The following is a 20,919-nucleotide window of genomic DNA, read 5'->3' on the forward strand; positions in this document are numbered from 1 at the left end:
TTGGTGGCGCTCAGCGCGCCACCGCCTTCACCGCCTCCTCGGTCGCGGGCAGCGCGGCGAGCTCAGCGAGCGTCACCGGTTTCACCGGCGTGCGCAGCCGGTAATAGCCCGTTTCGGCGGGCGTCGTGCCGCGCGCCTGCGCGATCAGCTCGACCACGGTCGGCCCGCAGAGCCTGCCCTGGCAGGGCCCCATGCCGCAGCGCAGGAAGGCCTTCATCTGGTTGGGGCCGGTGACGCCGAGGCGGGTTGCGGCATCGCGGACCTGGCCCGCGGTGACCTCCTCGCAGCGGCAGGCGATCGTGGCGTCATCCGGCGGCGCGAGGAACTGCGGCGCTGGCTTGTAGAGCCGATCGAGGAAGCGCCGGCCCCGCAGGCTTCGCGCGAGAGCGGCGCGTAAACCGGCCGATTCCCGGTCACGCCGGCTGGGGCTCAACCGCTCGAGCCGGCAGGCTGCGCCGAAGGCCGCGATTTCGCCCCGCAGCGCCGCGCTCTCGGCGCCGCCGATGCCGGCCCCGTCACCGGCGATGGCGATGCCCGGCAAGGATGAGGCGAACCACTCGTCGATCCGTGGAGCGAAGGCATGCTGATCGGTATCGAAGGCGAGCGCGCAGCCTGCCGCGCTGGCGAGGTTGACGCTCGGGATCACGCCCTGGTGAAGCAGCAGCGTCTCGCAGGCCAGATGCGCCGCCCGGCCGCCGCTGACATAGCGCACCCCATCCAGCCGGCCGGCTCCTTGCCCTTCGAGCGCCGTGACGCCAGAGACGAAGCTCAGGGTCCTGCGGGTCCCGAGCAGCAGTTTCAGCCCTTTGGCGAGATAGGGCGAACGCAGGAAATCCGGCAGGGCCGGCAGCGCCGCGCTCCAGTTGGAAGACGGGGTGGTTTCGAGAACGGCCACGATCTCGGCCCCGGCCGCGGCGAGCTGGCCCGCGAGCAGATAGAGCAGCGGCCCGCTTCCTGCGAGCACGGTGCGTCCGGACGGCACGAGTCCCGAAGCCTTGAGCGCGATCTGGGCGGCGCCGGCGGTCATCACGCCCGGCAGCGTCCAGCCCGGGATCGGAAAGGGCCGCTCCTGAGCGCCTGTCGCCAGAATGACCTGACCCGCCGAGATCAGCCGCGCCTTGCCGCCCTGGGAGAGCCCGAGCTCTGACCGACCCGGTGCGGCCTCGTCCGGCCTGAGCGACCAGACGGTGCAGCCCGGCGCATAATGGGCGGCGCTCTCCTCGAGGCGCGCCAGCAGTTCGGCGCCGCGCCAGTAATCGGTGCCGAGAATGGAGCGGTCGGTGACCGGCGTCGTGGTGACCGCGCGGTAGATCTGCCCGCCGGGGGAGGGGTTCTCATCGGCCAGCAGCACGGAAAGACCGAGTTCGGCGGCGCGGGCCGCGGCCGCCAGCCCGGCCGGGCCGGCGCCGACGACGACGATGTCGTAGCCATCCGCGGCCGCGGCGATGTCCCGGTGCGCGATCAACCCGGCGTCTCCTGCAGATTGCGTCGGCCGTGCTGGGTTTCGATGCGCATGCCTTCTGCGAGAGGCACGAGGCAGCCCTGGCGGTTGCCGACGCCGTCGATGACGACGAGGCACTCGAAGCAGACCCCCATCAGGCAATAGGGCGCGCGCGGCGCTCCCGAGACCGGAGTCTGGCGGCAGGTGACGATGCCGTTGGCGAGAAGCGCGGCCGTGACGCTGTCGCCAGCCCGGCCGGACAGCGCTTGCCCGTCGAAGCTGAAGGCGAGCGCTGCGGCGTCCGCCCGCTCACGCAGAGGCCTGAACATGGAACCTCCTCGCGGAAAAACGGCTGACGGCCTCCGGAAGCCGGCCGGCGAGCAGGGCCGGAGCGAGCGTCAGGACATGGTTGGCGGCCAGCGTCACGCCCGAATGGCAGGTGACGACGAAGGCACCGGGATGGGCGAAGGACTGGTCGTAGATCGGGAAGCCGTCCGGGCTCATCACCCGCAGGGCCGACCATGTCCGCACCACATTGAGACCGGCCAGCCGTGGAAACATCCGCACGGCGCGCTCGGCCATGACCGAGAGAACCGGTTGGGAGACGCTGGTGTCGAAGCCGCGATCCTCCTGGCTGTCGCCGATCATGACGCCGCCCTCGTCGGTCTGCCGAAGCGTCGCCATCGGGTGGTCGAGGAAGGGCGCGGTCTTCTCGGTGACGATGATCTGTCCCTTGCTCGGCCGCACCGGCGCGTCGAGCCCCACCATCGGCGCCAGCCGGGCATTGCCGAGGCCCGCGCAGAGCACGACCCGCGCGCTGCGCATCTCTCCCCATGGTCCCCGGATGGCGAACCCGCCTCCTGCGGGCTCGATCGCATCGACGCCATGGTTCGGCCGATAATCGACTCCCCGGCGCAGACAGGCCTCGCGCAGGGCCCGGAACAGCTTGAGCGAGTTCACATGCCCGTCGTGGGGCGAATAGAGCGCGCCGACCACATCCTTGCCGATCGCCGGCAGGCGCCGCTTCGTTTCGGCATGGTCGAGCACCTCATGGCTGAAACCGGCCATCGCCGGCTGATTGTGCAGCCGGTGCAGCGCCTCGGCGCGCCTCTGCAATTCGCTCTCCGAAAGGCACAGCATGAAGCCGCCGGGCTGGCTGTGCGCCACGTCGATGCCGCTCTCGGTGCGCAGCAGATCGGCGAGGGTCCCCCAGTCATCCGCCGAGCGGCGCGACCAGAGGGCGTATTCCGGCATGCCGAGGCCCTTGGACTGGACCCAGACCAACGCGAAATTCCCGCGCGAGGCGCGAAAGGCGTCGTCTCCCTCGTCGAGAATGGCGACGCGCGCCCCGCTGCGGGCGAGACCCAGAGCCATGGCCCCACCCACGACGCCGCCGCCAATGACGACGGCATCCGGTTCGCCGGCAGGAGCGGCAGGCGCGGGCCCTTTAGCCATGGGTCTTTTGTCCGGCGACGGAGACGACTCGAAAGGCGCTCTGCATGTTTTCCCGATTCCAGGCGATCGACGGAAGGTCCCGAACTCTTGGGACGCGGTCAAACTGAAATTCCGGGGGGCCGATATCCGATCCGACGGCCGCCCGCAGCAAGGCTCCGTTTATCTTCGCGAAGCCGAGCCGGTCAAATTCTTCGCTACGGTAAGATCGGCAGAGAAGGCCCACCCGACGATCCGGCGCGACCAGGCGTCCATGACGACGGCCAGGAATCAGGAAGCCAGCGAGCGTGGGCACGAAGGTGATGTCCGCGACCCACAGCTCGTTCGGTTTCCCGGCGAAGAAGTTGCGGCGGACCAGATCGCTCGCTGGGCGGTGATCCGGATGAACCGCCCCGCATTCACGCGGAACTCAAGGCAGAGGGCGTGGCGATCGGCAAGAAGCGCTTGGCTCGCCTGATGAGCGCCGCGCGGCTCTCGTGGGCGCCAGCCGGCGCCGGAGCGTCACGACGACGAAGCGCGATCCCGATCATCGGCCAGCCCACGACCTTGTGCGTCGCACCTTCTTCGTCGAGAAGCCCAAGAGCTTTGGGTCGCCGACATCACCTTCGTGCCCACGCTCGCCGGCTTCCTGTTCCTGGCCGTGGCGCTGCACGCATTGCCCAGGCGTATCGGCGGCTGGCCCTTTCTCCGCCGATCTCGAGACCTGCGTGGTTCTGAACGCCCGCGACATGGCGCTCGCGTCCGCAAAACGGAAGCGTCATCTTGTTCGGAGGCTTCTACAACCCGTCACGCCGCCATTGGCGCTGGGATACCTCTCGACCATCGAATACGAAAGGCCTCATAATCAGCTGAATTGACCGTCCAAGCCATGAACGGTCCACGGGAACGGGTCGATTTGAGATCGGGCTCGTTCCATTGCTTTTGGACAGCATGCTGATCCAAACTCCGCATTCCTCGACGAGCGTGCGTAGGGCGGTAACGTCTCAGCATTTTTAAGCCAACATCAACGCTGCCTGGACCAGGGCTACCCCTCAGCTTGGCGTCACGGGTGATTGTCGCGGCCAGTCGGCTGTCTGCTCGATGCCGCATCACTCAAGCGCGCTCCCATAGTGTCTCGAAAAATTTATCCTGCACCGGGTCTATCCGGTCTACAAGACTGCGCCAGCCTGACGGCATATCAAAGTCCTCTCGGTTATATACGTGCTTGTCCAGAGTATTTTCTGAGTTGATCCACTGCTTGATATAGACGAATGATCGGACCTTCCTGTCGAAGCTTGCCAGATAGTATTCGACCTGCGCGGGCGTCATCTCGGCGAGATTGCTGATGGCGATCCCGATGTCGAAGGCGGCGTCAGGCACCCTATAGAACTGATCGGGCGTCAGGAAGGCGATTTCGCTGTCCTCGAACGCGCTGCGGACTGACTCAAACTCAGTCCAGGGCCGGAAGGTGAAGGCTTTCTTCTGTGGAAAAAGCCGCGTCAGGTACCATTGCGACACATACAGTGCCGGAGGGATGTCTACAATGGTGTAGCGACAGGGTGCTGAACTCAAAATCACATATGCGAGGCGCCCGTATCCCGCACCGATCTCCACGATGTTCTGCTGAATACCCTGGCTCAATTTGGCCTCGACCGGCCCGAGGATTGTGTTGCGCTCACGGATGCTGTTAGCGAGATCCTGTGAGATTGCTCGTCCTTTGAGGCTGATGCGGATTGGGTTGCCCAATGCCGGTTCCTCCAAGATGTCGATCAAGCCGTTCGGCAGGCTGGCCCGCGTGTATTCCCACAGCATCCCGACGAAAAGCCGATAAATCTCTTTGGCGGCGGGCGAGCCAAGCGGCGATTTAGAGAACACGCTCTCAACGAAGGCGTCGCCCTTGTCGATGACCGCCATGAACGCGTCGGGGCAAGGCTGCTCCGCCATCAGCCGCAGCAGAGCCTTGAACTGATTGTCCTCCGGGGTCGTTGGCAACCAGTTGAAATAGTTCTGATTGATCGTACGCTTAAAATTCTCGATGCCCTCCGCATCGAGCTGGCGCAAATTCTTTTCGTCGAAATGATCCCAGAAGGCCGACGGACGAAAGACGCCCTCGCAGCGCTGCATGTGCAAGAGCATCGCCTGTAGGTCCGGGGGAACGGTTCGCATCGACGCAGCCTTGGCGTAGGAGGGATTTTGGTCCTGTACCGTTGCGCCAGCGGTCCCGCAGGAAGGCCAGTCTAGTACGCGGGTGACAGACCGAAACTCGGTGTATTAGAACAGGATGGGGGATAGTGGAAAGCGCTCTTTCGCCGGAGCGGGCCATCGTGCTTTGCCCTCGCCAAAAAAACCTGACGCTTGTCATCACAGAGGCCGTCGACTAAGAAACCGGCGCGCATGACGAAGGATCGGCCGACGGTCGAAGTCATCGATTCATTGCGAGATACTGGCACAGTGGTCGGACGGCTCCACGCTGAGGTGACATGCAGTTGTTTCGTGGAATCCTTGGCTTGGCGCGGCTGCTCGTCAGTGATCCCCGACGTTTCATGGAGCGCCTTTCGGCGCAAGCTGACGCCGAAAAGCCTCTCCATTCTTATCTTCAATATCGCGACGGATTGCCTGGTGTCGCGCCGCTTAATTTCGCCATCGACCCGCAGCTGGATTCGCGCCCAACCTTGAACGTACTGCTGCCCGGCATGGCGATGCGGGCGATGTCGGGTGGGCCTAACACTGCGATCAATCTAGCCTATCGGCTTGCCGCGCATGGTGTGGCGCTGCGCTTCATCTCGACCGACATCCCGATGGACGAAAATCACGAGCCGATCCGGGCCCATTTTGCCAGCCTGACCGGTCTGCCGGCCGATCTTCCAAATGTTGAGATTGTCTGCGCCTTCGATCGTTCGAAGCCGTTACTCATTGGTCGCAATGACGTATTTTTTGCGTCAGCCTGGTGGAACGTTCAAATGATCAAGCGCGGCCTAGCGCTGACCGGCCCGAAGCGATTCCTTTACATTGTTCAGGATTTCGAGCCCGGGCTTTATGCTTGGTCGACGCGCCACGCATTGGCGCTCGAAACCTATAACCTCGATTTCCACGGCATTATCTGCGGCAACTTCCTGGCCGACTACCTGTTCGAGAGCAGGGTGGGGCGCTTCGGCGAGCCGGATTTCCGGGCCGCGTGCACGGTGTTCGAGCCTGCGGTAGACCGCAACAAATTTTATCCCGACCCTGTCAAGTCGCGCTTCGCGGTCAGGCGGTTGCTTTTTTACGCCCGCCCGACGAGTGCCGAGCGCAACCTATTCGAGCTGGGTCTCTACGCTTTGCGCTGCGCCGTGATGACCGGCGTCTTCGCCCAGGGACAGTGGGAATTCTTATTCATCGGGGAAGCGCTGCCCGATGTCGATCTCGGTGCCGGGATCACCATTCGTAGCGCGCCTTGGCTGAACTATGAGGGCTACGCTGGGTTGATGCGGTCGTCGGACGTCGTTCTCTCGCTCATGCTGTCGCCTCACACCAGCTATCCGCCGCTCGAAGCGGCCGCCGCGGGTGCCGTCGCTGTCACTAATTCATACGCTAACAAAACGGCCGATGCACTGACTGCGGTATCGCCGAACATTGTGAGCGTCCCCCCTACGCTCGAAGGCGTTGTCGAGGGGCTGACCGAAGCCGTGCGCCGGCTCGGCGGGGAGCGTCCTGGACGCGGATTGCTTAACGTCCCCGCCGACTGGGATGAAAGCTTCGCAGAGACGGTGCCGCGGGTACTAGCGATGCTAGAGCTCTGCCGCGCTTCGGGCGAAGGCCAACTATGAACATTCCTCATCTGCGCGTGCGCGCGATCTCGTATCTGCGCCGCATCCTGATCCGGTACCCGGTACTGCTGCGGCTGATCGCCAACCCCGTCGGCCGGCTGGCACGCCGGGTCATCGTGGGCGTTTCGTCCTTCGAGGAAGCCCAGGCGCGTGCAGTAGTTCCCGTGCCCCCATATGAGCAGTATCGCTGCGACCGTATCGTCGCCTGCGAGAGGCTATATCTCGACAGGCGCGAGCCCGGCCTGTTGTCGTTTGTGACAACCGTCTGGAATACTGACGTCACCTTCCTAAAGGCCCTGACCGAAAGTCTGCTCGCGCAGCGCGGTGGCATCGGCTTCGAATGGTTCGTGCTTGACAATGGCTCTACCGAGCCCGCGACGATTGCCTTTCTCGAAACACTGCGGGCCTATGACTTCATCAGGCTCGACCGGGTGGAGACGAATCTTGGTATCATCGGCGGTATGCGCTACTGCCTTGAACGAGCAGGCGGGCGCTATATTTTGCCGCTCGACAGCGACGACTATCTCTATCCGCAATGTGTCTCGATCTTCACTGCGGCGATCCAGCAGAGCGGATATCCGGCGCTGCTCTATTCAGACGAAGACAAGCTCCAGGACGGGGTGTATCGCGACGCCTACTACAAGCCTGACTGGGACCCAGTCCTTTTCGTCAACAGCTGCTACATAGCCCATCTGTGCGCCATCGAGCGCCGGCTTGCCCTCTCTCTTGACGTCTATGGCGATCCGGAGACCGAGGGGTCGCATGATTGGGACAGCTTCACGCGATTTATGGTCGCCGGTCACAAACCGGTCCATATTCCCGAAGTCGTATACAGCTGGCGGATGCACCCGCAATCGACTGCTGGCAATTTCCGCTCGAAACCCGTGATCTACGATAGCCAGCTCAGTGTCCTACGGCGCTTTCTCGCCGCAGCTCAGGAACCGGGGAAATACGAAATCGTCAGAAGTCCGCTGTTCGACGAAACGCCAGATTGGTGGATAAGCCGCCGCCGTTTCGATCCCCGCGCGATCACGACAATCCGCCTGATCGATGATTATCAACCGAGGCCGGCACCGAGCCGTCTGCCGCCCGAGAAAGGTACGATCAGCCCAAGTGCGGAGATAGCGCTCTCGGACGGCCTCCCAGGACTTTTACGCAATCTCAGTGCGGCCGCCGAAGCTGGAGCGCTGGTGCATCTTCAGGGCGAGCATGTGGTGGTGATCGGTGGCGACTGGTCGTGGGAGGCGCGCACGATGTTCGAGCTGTTCCCCGACTGCGTCATGGTCGGTGGACGTATCGTTTCGCCCGAGCAGGTCGTGCTGTCGGCAGGGCAGTATTTCGGCTTCGGCGACGGTTGCTCCTCGCCGGATCGCGGGCGAACGACAACCGATCCGGGCTATTTCGCCCAAATGTGGAAATCTCATTCGGTTTCGGCGGTCTCCAGCGACCATGCGGTGGTGTGTGCGATCTTCCTAAAGACCGTCGTCGAACGGCTGATCGCAAATCGCCTGCCTGCGTCCCTCTTGCATCTTGGTGCCTGGTGTGGCGCTTTTGCACGACGGGAGGCTAAGCGCGTGATCTACACCCCGTTCATGCATGCAGTCACGCCCAGCGGGTTCGAAATCAGGGTGACCGAAGACGAGCATCGCGCCTTCGCTCGCTTCGCTTGGGATCTCATGCCGGATGACACATTCCTGTCGCCGCGCTTGGGCCTAAATCCGGATAGCGCATATCGTCCGGTGCCGGAGGCGATGCGGCGCAGCCATATCGAGAGCCTGGCACGCCGTTTCGGTATTCCGGTTCCGGCCGTCGAGCCTGTTTCGTAAGCGTAGCGGCGATGCAAAGCTATGCAGCCTGGCTTCAGGGCCATCTGGAACAGCGTGCCCGGGAGCGCGCATCGGCTGCGCCGGGCACTTTGCGTTTCTCGATCCTGACGACTGTCTACGAACGGACGGATCCGCAGCTGTTCCGCTTGACGGCAGATTGTCTCACCGGGCAGACCCTGCCGTTTTTTGAGTGGATTGTTCTCGCCCATGGACCGACGACAGCGGCCCTCGATCGCGAGCTGGCCGCCCTTGATCTGCATCCTGACGTGCGGATCGAGCGGCTGCCGGAGAACCTCGGCATCGTCGGCGGCATGGCGTTCTGCCTCAGGCTTGCGACCGGCGATTATGTCGTGCCGATGGATGCCGATGACCTGCTGACACCGGACGCATTGCAGATCCTCGCCGAAACGGCCGAGTGCTCAGCGCGACCAGCTTTTCTTTATTCCGACGAGGACATCCTGATCGATGGCAAGCCAGCCGCGCCCTATTGGCGGCCTGATTGGGATCCGATCCTCAATCTTTCGAGCTCCTTCATCTGGCATCTTTGCTGCATTCGTCGCGACGCGGCGGTAGAAGCAGCTCTCTACAGCGACAGCGCAGCAAACTGGTGCCACGATTGGGATACCGTGTTCCGCATGCTGCGGGCAGGCCACCAACCGGTCCACATACCCCTGATTCTTTATCACTGGCGCCACCACCCGGTTTCGAGCACCAATCGCGCTGATCCCGATAGTGGCTCGCGTACCTCGACGCATGCTCTCCTGCAAAGCTTTATTGCAGGCACTGCGCGCCCGCACTTATACGAGATTGAGGATTTTCCTATTTTTCGCGGTGCCCCTGAATGGACCGTGAAGCGCCGGCCGACACCGCCTGCGCCAGTCGCCCTGGCGACGATAGGGCAGGGGGTGCGCCACGCAGGGCTAGAAGGACCATGGCGGGCCTCAGGTCCGCCCGACGATGCCACGCGGGCGGCACCGCCTCCGGCGAGGGCCGCCTGGTGGAGGTTCTGGGGCGGGGGTGAGAAGCGGCAGGAAAGCCCCGCTACCGTCGGCCAGATGAAACGCTTCCTGGCGACGACGGTGGAACCATTGACGCTGATATTGTCGTCGGCGGTCGAGCCGATCGGTGAGGACTGGTTCTGGGAAGCGGTTAAACTGTTCGAACTGCATCCCGATGTCGCGCTTGTCCACGGCCTTCTGGTCAACGAGCAGGGCCGCGTCCGGCGAGGCGGAGAGGTTTTCTTGAGCGATGGAACCCTTGTCTGCCCACAGGCCGGCAAGCCAATGTCTGATCCTGGTTTCTTCGCACTGGCGCTCAAGCCTCATTCGGTAGCCGCAGCACCGACCGATTTCTGTCTGGCCGAGACTGGATTGCTGCGCGATTTGCTAGCCCGCTTGCCGGGTAACGCGCCGCTCGCCGGTCTTGGCATCCGGCTGGCGGCAGCGGCGCGAGAACGTGACCTGCGTACCGCCTTTTCGCCGCTGATCGTGGGACGTATCATTGGGCGCTTGGCTGATGGCGACCCAGCCGGCCTTGCACAACTGGCAAGGATTACGCTAGGAGCACCGCAATGCGAAACAGCTGGTCGTGAGATCCGGGGTGCTGCCGGCTTTATGAACCACATTGGTGAATATCGTTGAGACCCCAACCACCATTTTTAGCCCGGACAATCACCTTTGCTCCTTAGGAATCGATCATGATAACAAAGGCCGTTATTTTGGCTGGGGGACTTGGGACGCGTCTTTCGGAAGAAACGGAAGCCAAACCTAAGCCGATGGTGGAGGTTGGCGGAAGGCCAATCATTTGGCATATCATGAAGATTTACTCGCATTATGGTATCAACGAGTTCATTGTTTGCCTTGGCTACAAAGGATATGTCGTCAAAGAATATTTTTCCAATTACTTCTTGCACATGGCCGACGTTACGCTCGATCTTACGACAAACGATCACACTACTCATTATCGCCGCGCCGAGCCTTGGAAAATCACATTGATCGATACCGGCGCCGAGACCATGACCGGCGGTCGGCTGAAACGGGTGCGCGAGTATCTCGGCGATGAAGATTTCTGCATGACGTATGGCGATGGTGTAGCAGACATCGATATCGGCAAGCTGTTGGAATTTCATCGCAGCCATGACCGTCTTGCGACCGTTACCGCCGTTCAGCCGCCTGGCCGCTTTGGGGCCCTCGAACTCGACCAGGACGACGTGCTCGGGTTCCGTGAGAAGCCGCAGGGAGACGGCAGTTGGATCAACGGGGGATTCTTCGTGCTGTCGCCGAAAGTTATCGATCGTATCGCCGGCGACGATACCGTCTGGGAGAAGGGGCCACTAGAGGGGCTGGCTCGCGATCGCCAACTGGCGTCTTACAAGCATTCGGGATTTTGGCAACCGATGGATACGTTGCGCGACAAGCGTCATCTTGAGAGCTTGTGGGAAGAAGGCAAGGCGCCATGGCGCAAATGGTGAACCCCACGCCGGAATTCTGGCGCGGCAAGCGTGTTCTTGTCACCGGTCACACCGGCTTCAAAGGAGCTTGGTTGTGCATGTGGCTCGAGCGGCTCGGGGCTTTGCCGTTCGGGCTCGCGCTGCCGCCGGAGACACAGCCCAGTCTCGCCAAGGAAATTGCGGTCGATCGCCGTTTCAACTGCGCGACCGCTGACATCCGTGATCTGGGGGCCGTCCGGTCCGTCATGGAGCGAGTACAACCCGACATTGTGCTGCATTTGGCTGCACAGGCGCTGGTGCGGCGCTCTTATCGCGAGCCGGTGGAGACCTTTGCCGCCAACCTGATGGGGACGGTCAACGTGCTTGAGGCCGCGACACGGTGTGGCGGCGTGGCGGCCACGCTGATCGTCACGACAGACAAATGCTACGAGAACCGCGAATGGGTCTGGCCCTATCGCGAAACCGACGCACTCGGCGGCTACGATCCCTACAGCGCGAGCAAGGCCTGCGCCGAGATCGCAACATCAGCTTGGCGCCAGTCGCAGAAGTCTCTCGCCGGCGCGCAGGGCAGGGCGACTCCGATGGCGATCGCATCGGCACGTGCAGGCAACGTCATCGGCGGCGGAGACTGGTCTCAGGACCGGCTGATTCCCGACTGTATCCGCGCGATGTCGGAGGGCCGGCCGATCGTTATCCGGAGCCCCGGCTCGACACGGCCTTGGCAGCATGTACTGGAGCCGATCTGCGGCTACCTTGTTCTCGCCGAACGCCTGCTCGACAAGAGCGGTCTCTCGGTCGAGGAAGCCTGGAATTTCGGGCCGCCGATCGACGATGTCGCCCCTGTCTCTTGGATTGTGGAACGCGTCACCGGCTTATGGGGAAACGGCGCGCGCTGGGAAACAACGGGCGAGGTGCAGCCGCACGAGGCTATGCTGCTTGCAGTCGATGCCGCTAAGGCGCGCACAAGGCTTGGCTGGGCCCCACGCCTGCCGCTCGCCGAGGCGCTGCGGTGGACTGTTGATTGGTACAAAATGTATCAGGACGGCAGGGCAGCAGACAGTTTGATGGTGGACCAGATCCACGCCTTCGAATCCATCGAAATGGAGTTCAAATGAAGCCCCTTGCCTGCCGTTTCTGTGGGAGCCATCTCACCGAGACTTTTGCCGATCTCGGCATGTCGCCACTGGCCAATTCCTATGTCCGCCCGGAAGCAGCGCGTGACATGGAACCGTTCTACCCGCTGCACGCCTATGTTTGTAGCGACTGCCGACTCGTCCAGATCGAGCAGGTGGCGACCCCGGATCATATCTTCAGTGACTACTTGTATTTCTCGTCTTATTCCGACAGTTGGCTGCGCCATGCCGAGGCGTATTGCGACGCGATGATTAAGCGCTTCTCGCTCGGTCCACAATCGCAGGTGGTCGAGATCGCCAGCAACGACGGCTACCTGCTGCAGTACTTTAAGGCGCGCGGTGTGCCGGTACTGGGTGTCGAGCCTGCGGCCAATGTCGCCAAGTTCGCGATCGAAAAGGGCATCGACACGCGCGTCGCGTTCTTTGGTGCGCAGACGGCGATCGGTTTATCCGACGAGGGCTTTGGCGCGGATCTGGTCGCGGCCAACAACGTCATGGCTCATGTGCCTGACCTGAATGATTTCGTCAGGGGGTTCAAGAACCTGCTGAAGCCAACCGGCGTGGTCACCGTCGAGTTCCCGCATCTTCTGACACAAATGCGGGAAAATCAGTTTGACACCATCTATCATGAGCATTTCTCCTATTTCTCGCTGCTGGCGGCTGAGAAGGTTTTCGCCCATCACGGTCTGGTGATTTTCGACGTCGACCAGTTGTCGACGCATGGCGGCTCGCTTCGGATCTATGGGCGTCATCGCGAGAACGACGCCCTGCCGGTCACCGAGGCGGTGGGGCGCGTGCGCGCCGAGGAGAGCGCCGCCGGGCTGGACGGCCCGGATGCCTACAAGGCTTTCGCCAAGCAAGTCGTGGACATCAAGTGCGAAGTGCTGTCGTTCCTGATCGAGGCCAAGCGGGCTGGCAAAACCGTTGTCGGCTACGGTGCTCCTGCCAAGGGCAACACGCTGTTGAACTATTGCGGCGTCAAGACCGATTTCATTGCCTTCACAGTCGATCGCAGCCCGCATAAGCAGGGTACGCTTCTGCCAGGGACGCACATCCCCGTCCGTGCGCCGGAGGCTATTGCGGAGTCCAAGCCGGACTACGTCCTCATTCTGCCCTGGAATCTGAAGGACGAGGTCATGGAGCAGATGAGCGGTATCCGGGATTGGGGCGGCAAGTTTGTCGTCGCGATCCCGCGGCTTCAGGTGATCGAGTGATCTTTAGGTCGACGCCGATCCCCGGGGCCTTCGTCGTCGACATCGAGCCGCGAGCCGACGATCGCGGCATGTTTGCCCGAACCATGTGTCGCGACGAATTCGCGAAGGCCGGCTTGCCTTCCGATTTCGTCCAGATGAACATCTCGGTGAATCGCCGCCGCAATACCTTGCGTGGGATGCACTATCAGGCCGAACCGCATCCCGAGGGCAAACTCGTCCGCTGCACGCGCGGCGCCATTTTCGATGCGTTCGTCGATCTGCGGCCGAACTCGCCGACTCTAGGGCGCTGGTTCGGAACCGAATTGACGCAGGATAACAGCCGCGCGCTCTACGTGCCGTGCGGTTGCGCCCACGGTTTCCAAACGCTGGTCGATGACTCCGACGTGCTCTATGCGATGTCCGAAAGCTATCATCCCGACCTTGCGCGCGGCGTCCGCTGGAACGACCCGGCCTTCGCAATTCGCTGGCCGTTATCTGATCCGCTGATGAGCGAACGCGACGCCAGCTACCCCGATTTCCGAGTATGACTAGCGCGCGGCGTATCCTCGTTACCGGTGCAACCGGGTTCCTCGGCAGACCGGCCTGCCTGAGCCTGCGCGAGCGCGGGTTTGAGGTTCATGGCGTGGCACGCACCCAGCCAGCCGGCCGCTGGCTGGATGACGTCATTCTGCATCGCGCCGATCTTCTCGACACTGCAGGTCATGCGGGACTGATCGAAGCGGTGCGCCCCTCGCATTTGCTGCACCTAGCCTGGGTCGTGACTCCCGGCCGGTTCTGGACCGACCTCGGCAATCTGGATTGGGTCACCGCTACACTGTCTTTGACGCGGATTTTTGCCGAAAATGGCGGACGGCGCGTTGTCCATGTAGGATCCTGCGCCGAATACGACTGGAGCCACGCGCTTCTGCGGGAAGGCGAAACCCCCTTGCTTCCGCATACGCTTTATGGCGCTGCAAAGCTCGGCCTTTCGACGATCGTCGCGGAACTTGCTCGGCAGGTCGGTCTCTCGGCCGCATGGGGGCGGATGTTCTTCCTTTATGGTCCGGGCGAAGCGCGCCGCCGACTCGTTTCCGATGTCTGCGCCAGTCTTCTTGCTAACGAGCCCATAGATTGCACGCTGGGCACCCAGTTGCGTGATTTCATGCATGTCGACGACGCGGCCGCGGCACTTGCGGCGCTGGTTGACTGCGATTGGAACGGCCCGGTCAACATCGCAAGCGGCGAGACGATCGCGGTCAGGGAAATCGTTGCGACGCTTGGCAGCCTTGCCGGCCGGCCTGAACTGCTGCGGATTGGCGCCAGGCCGACAAACGAAGGAGAGCCTGCGTGCCTTGCCGCAGCGACAGAAATCTTACGCGAAAAGATTGATTTCTCGCCGGGCTTTCGGCTTGAAGAGGGCCTTGCAAACACGCTCGATTGGTGGCGTGGCATGGAGTCGGGGCGGGATGACAGACGCGTGTGAGGCCCAAGTTTCGCAACCAGAGGCGATCGGCGAACTGCAATTCGACCTGTTCGCTCGGTACTCCCTGCTCGCAAACATCGTCCGGGCGGTCTCGGAGCCTGACGAAACCGCACGGCTGATCGATGTCGGCGCGGGATTTTCACAATTGACCGCAAGGTTCCTGCCCGGTCATTTCGGCAGCATCGTCCGAACCGACATCGAGGACTTCGGCGATAGCAAGATCGTCGTGGTTCCTTCCGGAGCGGCATTGCCCTTCGCCGACGACAGCTTCGCCTGCTCTGCAGCGATGGACGTGTTGGAGCACATGCCCGACGAGATTCGGGGCGGGTTCATCGCCGAATGCTTGCGTGTCGCCCCACGCTTGGCCGTGATCGCGACGCCGATCGGGCTGCCGGAGATTTCGGCGGCCGAGAGTGTAATGGCCGAGGGTTATCATAGCCTTTTCAGCACGCGTCTTGCTTTCCTCGATGAACACACCAAATTCGGCCTGCCCCAGTCCGAAAAAGTCGCGGCGATTGCCCGTGAGCTCGGTGCCGAGCTCGTTATGATCGACAATGTCAGGATTTCGGAATGGCTGTCGTCGAATTTAGTCGATCTCTATTGCTCGACTATCAATGATGGGGGCGCGGCCAAACGGTTCATGGCCAGCCGCGCCAGCTCGCTCTATCCACTGTGTGGATCGCCTTTAGAGCAGCACTATCGTCGCTTCTATGTATTTACACGGGATCGCGGTGTCGCTCGGACGTTGAGAGAGCGCTTCGGCACCGATCCGCAGGCTATGGGCACCGCAGTCGGCGAGGCTCCAATTCTCGTGATGGCAAGACAGTTCCGAGACTATGTTGCCGATTACAACGCGCCCTTCCTGGATGCCGAGCTGGCAGATCTGCGTACTCAACTGATAGACAGCCGATCGATCGAGGCTGAAAAGGCCAAGCATATCGTCAAGCTTGACAACGAGATTGCTAAATACTCCGCCGCACTTAAGGCCAAGGACGAGCATATCGGCAAGCTTGAAGCTATCATCGCTGAGATGCTGGCGCAATCGAAGGTAAAGGACGCATAGTGACCGACCGGGATGACCGCGCGAAGCCAAACCAAACAGACAGCATATCGCCTTTCAGAATGGTCAAGTCATTTTGGCGGCACAGAGATTTACTTTGGCAATTGGTCCAGCGTCAGGTTAAGATTAGCTATTCTGGTTCGTTTCTTGGTATTTTTTGGGCTCTCGCCCGGCCGCTTCTGCTCCTAGGGGTCTACACGTTCGTCTTCGGGAGTATCTTCCGTGTGCGATTCTACGGCGCTCAATCGGGTGGAACGATTGAGTTTGCGCTGGTTTTGCTCGTGGGGCTTTCGATTTTTACGATCTTCGCGGACATGTTAGGACGCTCTCCTGCGCTGATCGTCGGTAATGCCAATCTCGTGAAGAAGGTCGTTTTTCCTCTTGATCTCCTGATTGTGGCCGAGCTGGGGGCGGTGCTGTTTCACTTTGCCCTCAGCATGGCCGTCTTTCTAGTGTTCTTTGCGCTCTATCGCGGCGGCGTCCCGCTTGCAGCGCTGGTCGCACCGGTGATACTCATTCCGTTCTTGGGGTTGACGCTTGGCGTCGCCTGGTTTGTCTCTGCGACAGCCGTCTTCTTCCGCGATATCGGGCAGATGACCGGCATCTTGATTTCTGTCTTGATGTTCATGTGCCCGATTTTCTTTCCGATTTCGGCCGTTCCAGAGGCAGTTCGCGGCCTAATCTCCCTGAATCCCATCTCGTATTACGTCGAGACCATGCGGGAGCTGTTTTTCTCCGGCATAACGCCCGCTCCCGCTGAGTTGTTCGTGCATTATTTGATCGGATTCACTGTGATGTGGCTCGGCTGGGCTTGGTTCCAGGTGACGCGGCGAGGGTTTGCCGATGTCCTCTAAGGCTGAAATCCTCATTCAGGCTACCGATCTCGGCAAGGCCTACCAAATTTACAGTCAACCGATCGATCGGTTGAAGCAGATGTTCGCTGGACGGCGCCGGCGCTATTATCGCGATTTCTTCGCGTTGACCGGCATCAACCTTACGGTTCGGCGGGGCGAAACGGTAGGCATTCTCGGCCGAAACGGTGCCGGCAAATCGACGCTATTGCAAATACTGTGTGGCACGCTACAGCCAAGCCAGGGCGAGGTTCGTGTGAGCGGGCGGATCGCCGCGCTGCTCGAGCTGGGGACAGGCTTCAACCCCGAATTCACCGGGCGCGAGAACGTCTTTCTCTATGGCACCGTGCTTGGCCTGCGTCGAGCCGAGATCGAAGACAGGTTACAGACCATTCTCGATTTCGCCGAGATCGGCGAGTTCATAGACCTCCCGGTCAAGACCTATTCATCAGGTATGTTCGTGCGTCTGGCTTTCTCGGTTGCGATAAACGTCGACCCCGACATCTTGATCGTCGATGAGGCTCTGGCCGTTGGCGACGCCCGCTTCCAGCATCGTTGTATGACTCGCATCCGCCAGATGCAGGCTTCGGGCGTGGCAATTATCTATGTGAGCCATGACACGGAAGGCGTGAAGCGCCTATGCGATCATGTTCTGGTGCTGCATGATGGCAAGGTCGTCAACGAGGGACCAGCCTCGCCGATGGCGAACTGGTATCTCGCGCTGATGACGACCGACTATGACCTTGGGAAGCTCAAGGAGATTGAGGCGCAGGCAAAGGCGCGCGACGCCCGCGATCAAGGTGGGGACGAACGGCCAGACGGGACCGTCGATCTTGATGCCTCCGAAGTTGTTGCCGTCGCGAGGCGGCAGGTCAAACCAAGGATCGAGACCGATATCGCCGAATTTAAGTATTTTCGCTATGGCGACGGGCGTGCGCGCATAAACAACATCTTCTTGTCGGACAATAAGGGTGATGTTATAGATGCAGCGTTTGTCGGAGAAACGGTCTCTCTAAATCTTGAGATTGAATTTCTCCAAAACGTCCCAGAATATGGCATCGGTCTTTACATTCGTGACACGCTCGGGACTAATGTCATTGGGTTGAACACCTTTCAGGAACAATTCGAGCCGGGGCCCGGCATCGATGGGCGTCGGATATTGTTCAGGTTGCGCCTTAGCCTTGATATCAAACCCGGCTTCTACAGCGTCAGCCCTGCCATTGCCTATGACCAATTCCGGGCGGAATGGTTGGATTATATCGACAATGCGCTGATTTTCCGCGTAGTCGACCGCGAGCCTAACCGTTTGATATTTGGTCTGTACTATCCGCCAATACGGATATTTTCTGAGGTCGAAATTGATGTTTCGGCCAGAGAATAGATTTTGCGATTCAATATTAAACGATGACGGTGCTTCCTTCGATCTAGTGAACTTTAGCTGTTAAGCCAAAATAGGGAGTTCCACTGAGCACTCGAGAGGTGGAAGACGTTGATGCGATTGCCTAGGGTGAAGGCGCGTGCTGGCCGCAGCTACTGACGCAGCGCCAGCATCCAGGGTTCGGACCCATAAAATGGCAGGCGTCTTTGGCTCGGTGTGATCCACGGCTTCCAAGACCTCGGGTCGAGCAGCATTTGCGACGAATACGCGCAGCAAGCCGCGCGGCGGCCACCGGCTAATTGTTCGACTGTGCGGACGGCCGTCGCCGCGCATCTGTTCGATCTCGATCTGCTGCCAGAGATATTGGACTGCAATTCCTGCGGCTGGGGCGCTCCAGCTGATAGCGGTAGCTTTCGAGTCCGAGGCGAGGGAGCTCGACGAAACGCTCGATCTCGCCATCGAACGTTGTTTCACGATTGCCTCATGGGCGGACGGTTTCAATTTCAATGACTGAACGGAACGATCCTTCAATATGCCGCAGAAGCATCAGCCCGCCAGCTCTTGCGCGACACGCAAAATATACTGCCCGTAGTCACCCTTCTTGAGCGTCTCCCCAAGCGCTGCGAGCTGCTTCGCCGAAATCCAGCCCTGCCGCGCCGCGATCTCCTCGGGGCAGGCGATGCGCAGGCCCTGGCGGCTCTCCAGCGTGCGCACGAACTCGCCGGCCTCCAGCAGGCTGTCGGGGGTACCCGTGTCGAGCCAGGCGAAGCCGCGGCCCATGCATTCGACGGAGAGTTCGCCCCGCTCGAGATAGACCCGGTTGACGTCGGTGATCTCGAGTTCGCCGCGGGCGGAGGGCTTGAGATTGGCGGCGATGTCGACGACCTGCTCGTCGTAGAAATAAAGGCCCGTCACCGCCCAGTTCGATTTCGGCGTTTTGGGTTTCTCCTCGATCGAGATCGCCTTGCCGGCGGCGTCGAACGCCACCACCCCGTAACGCTCGGGGTCGCGGACATGATAGGCGAAGACGCTGGCGCCCTTGGTGCGCGCTGTGGCCGAGGCCATCATCTCCGGCAGGCTGTGACCATAGAACAGGTTGTCGCCGAGGATCAGCACGGAGGGCTGGCCTGCGACGAAATCGGCGCCGATGATATAGGCCTGCGCCAGCCCGCCCGGATGCGGCTGCTCGGCATAGGACAGGCTGATGCCCCAATCCGAGCCGTCGCCCAGCAGGCGCTTGAAATGCGGCAGGTCGTGCGGCGTCGAGATGATCAGCACCTCGCGGATGCCGGCGAGCATCAGCGTCGAGAGCGGATAATAGATCATCGGCTTGTCATAGACCGGCAGAAGCTGCTTGGACATCGCCAGCGTCATCGGGTGCAGCCGCGTGCCGGAGCCGCCGGCCAGGATGATGCCCTTCATCGTCGTCTATCCCGTCTGTTCGGTGCTCACGAGCCGGCGCACGCACGATGCGAGCGAGGCCTGCCAATGCGGCAGGGCAGCCCCATGAACCGTCTTGAGCTTGGAGGAGTCCAGCCGCGAATTCGCCGGGCGCTTGGCCGGCGTCGGATAATCGGATGTCGCGATCCGCTTGACCCGCACGGGGGTGCCGCCCAGCCGCTCGCGCTCGGCGAAGATCGCCTCGGCGACATCGGCCCAGACCGCCTCGCCCTGTGCGCCCATGTGGAAGACGCCGCGCAGAGCCGCCTCGTTGGGACGCCGGACCAGATGATGCGCCACGGCGAAGACCGCACCCGCGATATCGAGGGCGCTGGTCGGGCAGCCGGCCTGGTCGGCGACGACGCCGACCTCGTCGCGCGTCTCGGCCAGCCGCAGCATGGTCTTGACGAAGTTCTTGCCGAAGGGGCTGTAGACCCAAGCGGTTCGGAGGATCGCGTGGTTAGGGGTGGCGGCGGCCACGGCCTCTTCGCCGGCGAGCTTGCTACGGCCATAGGCCGAGATCGGCCCGACGGTATCGTCTTCCCGATAGGGCCGGTCCAGGGTTCCGTCGAAGACATAGTCCGTCGAGATCTGGATGACCGGAATCCCGAGCCCGGCCGCGGCGCGCGCGACCTCGCCGGCGGCAACGCCATTGACGATACGGGCCCTCGCTTCTTCGCTTTCCGCCAGGTCGACGGCGGTGAAGGCAGCCGCGTTGACGACGAGGTCCGGCCGGGAGGCAATGATTGCCGGGCCGATCGAGCCGGGCTGCTCGAGGTCGAGCCCGGGGCGGCCCAGCGCCGTCACCGTCACGCCCTCGGGCGCGCGCTCCAGCATGGAGAGCACGACCTGGCCCGATTGTCCCGTGACGGTGATCCTCATGGCCTGTCGCTCCCGCGCTCAGTCGAAATAGCGCGGCAGGTCGGCGAGGCGCGGATGCTTGCGGTCCTTGTCCGAAAGCACGAGCTCGGCATGGGGCAGGCGCCAGTCGATGCCGAGGGCCGGATCGTCGAAGGCGAGGCCATGGTCGTTGGCAGGGCCATACGGCGCCGTCACCTTGTAGAGCACCTCGGTATCCGGCTCGAGCGTGACGAAGCCATGGGCGAAGCCGACCGGCACCAGGAGCTGGCGCCAGTTCTCGGCCGAGAGCTCGACCGCGACATGCTGGCCGAAGCTCGGCGAGGAAGCGCGCAGGTCCACGGCGACGTCGAGGATGCGGCCCTTGGCCACGCGCACCAACTTGTCCTGCGCGAAGGGGGGCGACTGGAAATGCAGGCCGCGCAGCGTGCCGATTTGAGCCGAGAGCGAGTGGTTGTCCTGCACGAAGACGAGGTCGATGCCCGCCGCCGCCATGTCGGACTGCTTGTAGACCTCGGAGAAGAAGCCGCGATGGTCGCCATGCCGCTTCGGAGTGATGATCTTGACCGC

The 20,919-nt window shown here is 61.9% G+C and carries 18 protein-coding genes and 1 pseudogene; 11 read left to right on the top strand and 8 right to left on the bottom strand.

Translation table 11 applies throughout. The features are described from left to right. Positions 1-10: 10 nt before the first annotated feature. From ACOJTB_RS02530 to ACOJTB_RS02550, 5 genes and pseudogenes are all read right to left on the bottom strand, one after another. Positions 11-1,465 (bottom strand): FAD-dependent oxidoreductase, encoded by a 1,455-nt coding sequence (locus tag ACOJTB_RS02530; RefSeq protein WP_420100941.1) that lies wholly within the window; start codon positions 1,463-1,465, stop codon positions 11-13. Continuing rightward, positions 1,462-1,770 (bottom strand): (2Fe-2S)-binding protein, encoded by a 309-nt coding sequence (locus ACOJTB_RS02535; RefSeq protein WP_420100942.1) that lies wholly within the window; start codon positions 1,768-1,770, stop codon positions 1,462-1,464. The genes ACOJTB_RS02530 and ACOJTB_RS02535 overlap by 4 nt, the downstream gene beginning before the upstream one ends. Further along, on the bottom strand, positions 1,751-2,896 hold the full coding sequence (locus ACOJTB_RS02540) for an NAD(P)/FAD-dependent oxidoreductase (RefSeq protein ID WP_420100943.1): 1,146 nt from the start codon (positions 2,894-2,896) through the stop codon (positions 1,751-1,753). Before ACOJTB_RS02540 ends, ACOJTB_RS02535 begins: the two co-directional genes overlap by 20 nt. A 201-nt stretch (positions 2,897-3,097) precedes the next feature. After that, positions 3,098-3,266, bottom strand: a pseudogene (locus tag ACOJTB_RS02545) (DDE-type integrase/transposase/recombinase); the annotation flags it as partial. Positions 3,267-3,985: 719 nt separating this feature from the next. Next, positions 3,986-5,008, bottom strand: a complete 1,023-nt coding sequence (locus ACOJTB_RS02550) for a putative sugar O-methyltransferase (protein ID WP_420100944.1) — start codon at positions 5,006-5,008, stop codon at positions 3,986-3,988. Positions 5,009-5,352: 344 nt separating this feature from the next. Here ACOJTB_RS02550 and ACOJTB_RS02555 point away from each other — a divergent pair, with 344 nt between their 5' ends. The 11 genes from ACOJTB_RS02555 to ACOJTB_RS02605 are packed head-to-tail and all read left to right on the top strand — an operon-like array spanning position 5,353 to position 18,054. After that, entirely contained in the window at positions 5,353-6,678 is a 1,326-nt protein-coding gene (locus ACOJTB_RS02555) for a rhamnosyltransferase WsaF family glycosyltransferase (protein WP_420100945.1), read from the top strand. Beyond that, positions 6,675-8,504: a glycosyltransferase gene (locus ACOJTB_RS02560; protein WP_420100946.1), complete on the top strand. Its 1,830-nt coding sequence runs from the start codon at positions 6,675-6,677 to the stop codon at positions 8,502-8,504. The genes ACOJTB_RS02555 and ACOJTB_RS02560 overlap by 4 nt, the downstream gene beginning before the upstream one ends. An 11-nt stretch (positions 8,505-8,515) precedes the next feature. Further along, positions 8,516-10,144 carry a glycosyltransferase gene (locus ACOJTB_RS02565; RefSeq protein ID WP_420100947.1) on the top strand — a complete coding sequence of 543 codons (1,629 nt, stop codon included), beginning with the start codon at positions 8,516-8,518 and terminating at the stop codon, positions 10,142-10,144. A gap of 56 nt (positions 10,145-10,200) precedes the next feature. Then, positions 10,201-10,974: a glucose-1-phosphate cytidylyltransferase gene (rfbF, locus tag ACOJTB_RS02570; RefSeq protein WP_420100948.1), complete on the top strand. Its 774-nt coding sequence runs from the start codon at positions 10,201-10,203 to the stop codon at positions 10,972-10,974. Then, positions 10,959-12,068, top strand: a complete 1,110-nt coding sequence (rfbG, locus tag ACOJTB_RS02575; RefSeq protein ID WP_420100949.1) for a CDP-glucose 4,6-dehydratase — start codon at positions 10,959-10,961, stop codon at positions 12,066-12,068. The genes rfbF and rfbG overlap by 16 nt, the downstream gene beginning before the upstream one ends. Beyond that, on the top strand, positions 12,065-13,300 hold the full coding sequence (locus tag ACOJTB_RS02580; protein ID WP_420100950.1) for a methyltransferase domain-containing protein: 1,236 nt from the start codon (positions 12,065-12,067) through the stop codon (positions 13,298-13,300). The genes rfbG and ACOJTB_RS02580 overlap by 4 nt, the downstream gene beginning before the upstream one ends. Continuing rightward, positions 13,297-13,827 (top strand): dTDP-4-dehydrorhamnose 3,5-epimerase, encoded by a 531-nt coding sequence (gene rfbC / locus ACOJTB_RS02585; RefSeq protein ID WP_420100951.1) that lies wholly within the window; start codon positions 13,297-13,299, stop codon positions 13,825-13,827. The genes ACOJTB_RS02580 and rfbC (ACOJTB_RS02585) overlap by 4 nt, the downstream gene beginning before the upstream one ends. Further along, entirely contained in the window at positions 13,824-14,762 is a 939-nt protein-coding gene (locus ACOJTB_RS02590; protein WP_420100952.1) for an NAD-dependent epimerase/dehydratase family protein, read from the top strand. The genes rfbC (ACOJTB_RS02585) and ACOJTB_RS02590 overlap by 4 nt, the downstream gene beginning before the upstream one ends. Next, on the top strand, positions 14,746-15,825 hold the full coding sequence (locus ACOJTB_RS02595) for a class I SAM-dependent methyltransferase (RefSeq protein ID WP_420100953.1): 1,080 nt from the start codon (positions 14,746-14,748) through the stop codon (positions 15,823-15,825). Before ACOJTB_RS02590 ends, ACOJTB_RS02595 begins: the two co-directional genes overlap by 17 nt. Beyond that, positions 15,825-16,676 (top strand): ABC transporter permease, encoded by an 852-nt coding sequence (locus ACOJTB_RS02600; protein ID WP_420100954.1) that lies wholly within the window; start codon positions 15,825-15,827, stop codon positions 16,674-16,676. The genes ACOJTB_RS02595 and ACOJTB_RS02600 overlap by 1 nt, the downstream gene beginning before the upstream one ends. Continuing rightward, entirely contained in the window at positions 16,666-18,054 is a 1,389-nt protein-coding gene (locus ACOJTB_RS02605; RefSeq protein ID WP_420100955.1) for an ABC transporter ATP-binding protein, read from the top strand. Before ACOJTB_RS02600 ends, ACOJTB_RS02605 begins: the two co-directional genes overlap by 11 nt. A 543-nt stretch (positions 18,055-18,597) precedes the next feature. Here the strand turns inward: ACOJTB_RS02605 and rfbA are convergent. The 3 genes from rfbA to rfbC (ACOJTB_RS02620) all read right to left on the bottom strand — a co-directional run. Further along, positions 18,598-19,473, bottom strand: a complete 876-nt coding sequence (rfbA, locus tag ACOJTB_RS02610; RefSeq protein ID WP_420100956.1) for a glucose-1-phosphate thymidylyltransferase RfbA — start codon at positions 19,471-19,473, stop codon at positions 18,598-18,600. 6 nt (positions 19,474-19,479) lie between these two features. Further along, positions 19,480-20,373: a dTDP-4-dehydrorhamnose reductase gene (gene rfbD, locus ACOJTB_RS02615; RefSeq protein ID WP_420100957.1), complete on the bottom strand. Its 894-nt coding sequence runs from the start codon at positions 20,371-20,373 to the stop codon at positions 19,480-19,482. A gap of 18 nt (positions 20,374-20,391) precedes the next feature. Then, a partial coding sequence (gene rfbC, locus ACOJTB_RS02620) for a dTDP-4-dehydrorhamnose 3,5-epimerase (RefSeq protein WP_420100958.1) occupies positions 20,392-20,919 on the bottom strand: 528 nt, incomplete at its 5' end.

The sequence above is a fragment of the Allobosea sp. genome (assembly GCF_048595345.1).
Lineage (GTDB): Bacteria > Pseudomonadota > Alphaproteobacteria > Rhizobiales > Beijerinckiaceae > Allobosea.

Excerpts from the sequence above, each read along its gene's own strand:
- rfbD (WP_420100957.1), bottom strand. The coding sequence starts at position 20,373 with ATGAGGATCACCGTCACGGGACAATCGGGCCAGGTCGTGCTCTCCATG.
- ACOJTB_RS02550 (WP_420100944.1), bottom strand. The coding sequence starts at position 5,008 with ATGCTCTTGCACATGCAGCGCTGCGAGGGCGTCTTTCGTCCGTCGGCC.
- rfbF (WP_420100948.1), top strand. The coding sequence starts at position 10,201 with ATGATAACAAAGGCCGTTATTTTGGCTGGGGGACTTGGGACGCGTCTT.
- ACOJTB_RS02555 (WP_420100945.1), top strand. The coding sequence starts at position 5,353 with ATGCAGTTGTTTCGTGGAATCCTTGGCTTGGCGCGGCTGCTCGTCAGT.
- ACOJTB_RS02560 (WP_420100946.1), top strand. The coding sequence starts at position 6,675 with ATGAACATTCCTCATCTGCGCGTGCGCGCGATCTCGTATCTGCGCCGC.
- ACOJTB_RS02595 (WP_420100953.1), top strand. The coding sequence starts at position 14,746 with ATGACAGACGCGTGTGAGGCCCAAGTTTCGCAACCAGAGGCGATCGGC.
- rfbA (WP_420100956.1), bottom strand. The coding sequence starts at position 19,473 with ATGAAGGGCATCATCCTGGCCGGCGGCTCCGGCACGCGGCTGCACCCG.
- ACOJTB_RS02605 (WP_420100955.1), top strand. The coding sequence starts at position 16,666 with ATGTCCTCTAAGGCTGAAATCCTCATTCAGGCTACCGATCTCGGCAAG.
- rfbG (WP_420100949.1), top strand. The coding sequence starts at position 10,959 with ATGGCGCAAATGGTGAACCCCACGCCGGAATTCTGGCGCGGCAAGCGT.
- ACOJTB_RS02540 (WP_420100943.1), bottom strand. The coding sequence starts at position 2,896 with ATGGCTAAAGGGCCCGCGCCTGCCGCTCCTGCCGGCGAACCGGATGCC.
- ACOJTB_RS02535 (WP_420100942.1), bottom strand. The coding sequence starts at position 1,770 with ATGTTCAGGCCTCTGCGTGAGCGGGCGGACGCCGCAGCGCTCGCCTTC.
- ACOJTB_RS02580 (WP_420100950.1), top strand. The coding sequence starts at position 12,065 with ATGAAGCCCCTTGCCTGCCGTTTCTGTGGGAGCCATCTCACCGAGACT.
- ACOJTB_RS02565 (WP_420100947.1), top strand. The coding sequence starts at position 8,516 with ATGCAAAGCTATGCAGCCTGGCTTCAGGGCCATCTGGAACAGCGTGCC.
- ACOJTB_RS02590 (WP_420100952.1), top strand. The coding sequence starts at position 13,824 with ATGACTAGCGCGCGGCGTATCCTCGTTACCGGTGCAACCGGGTTCCTC.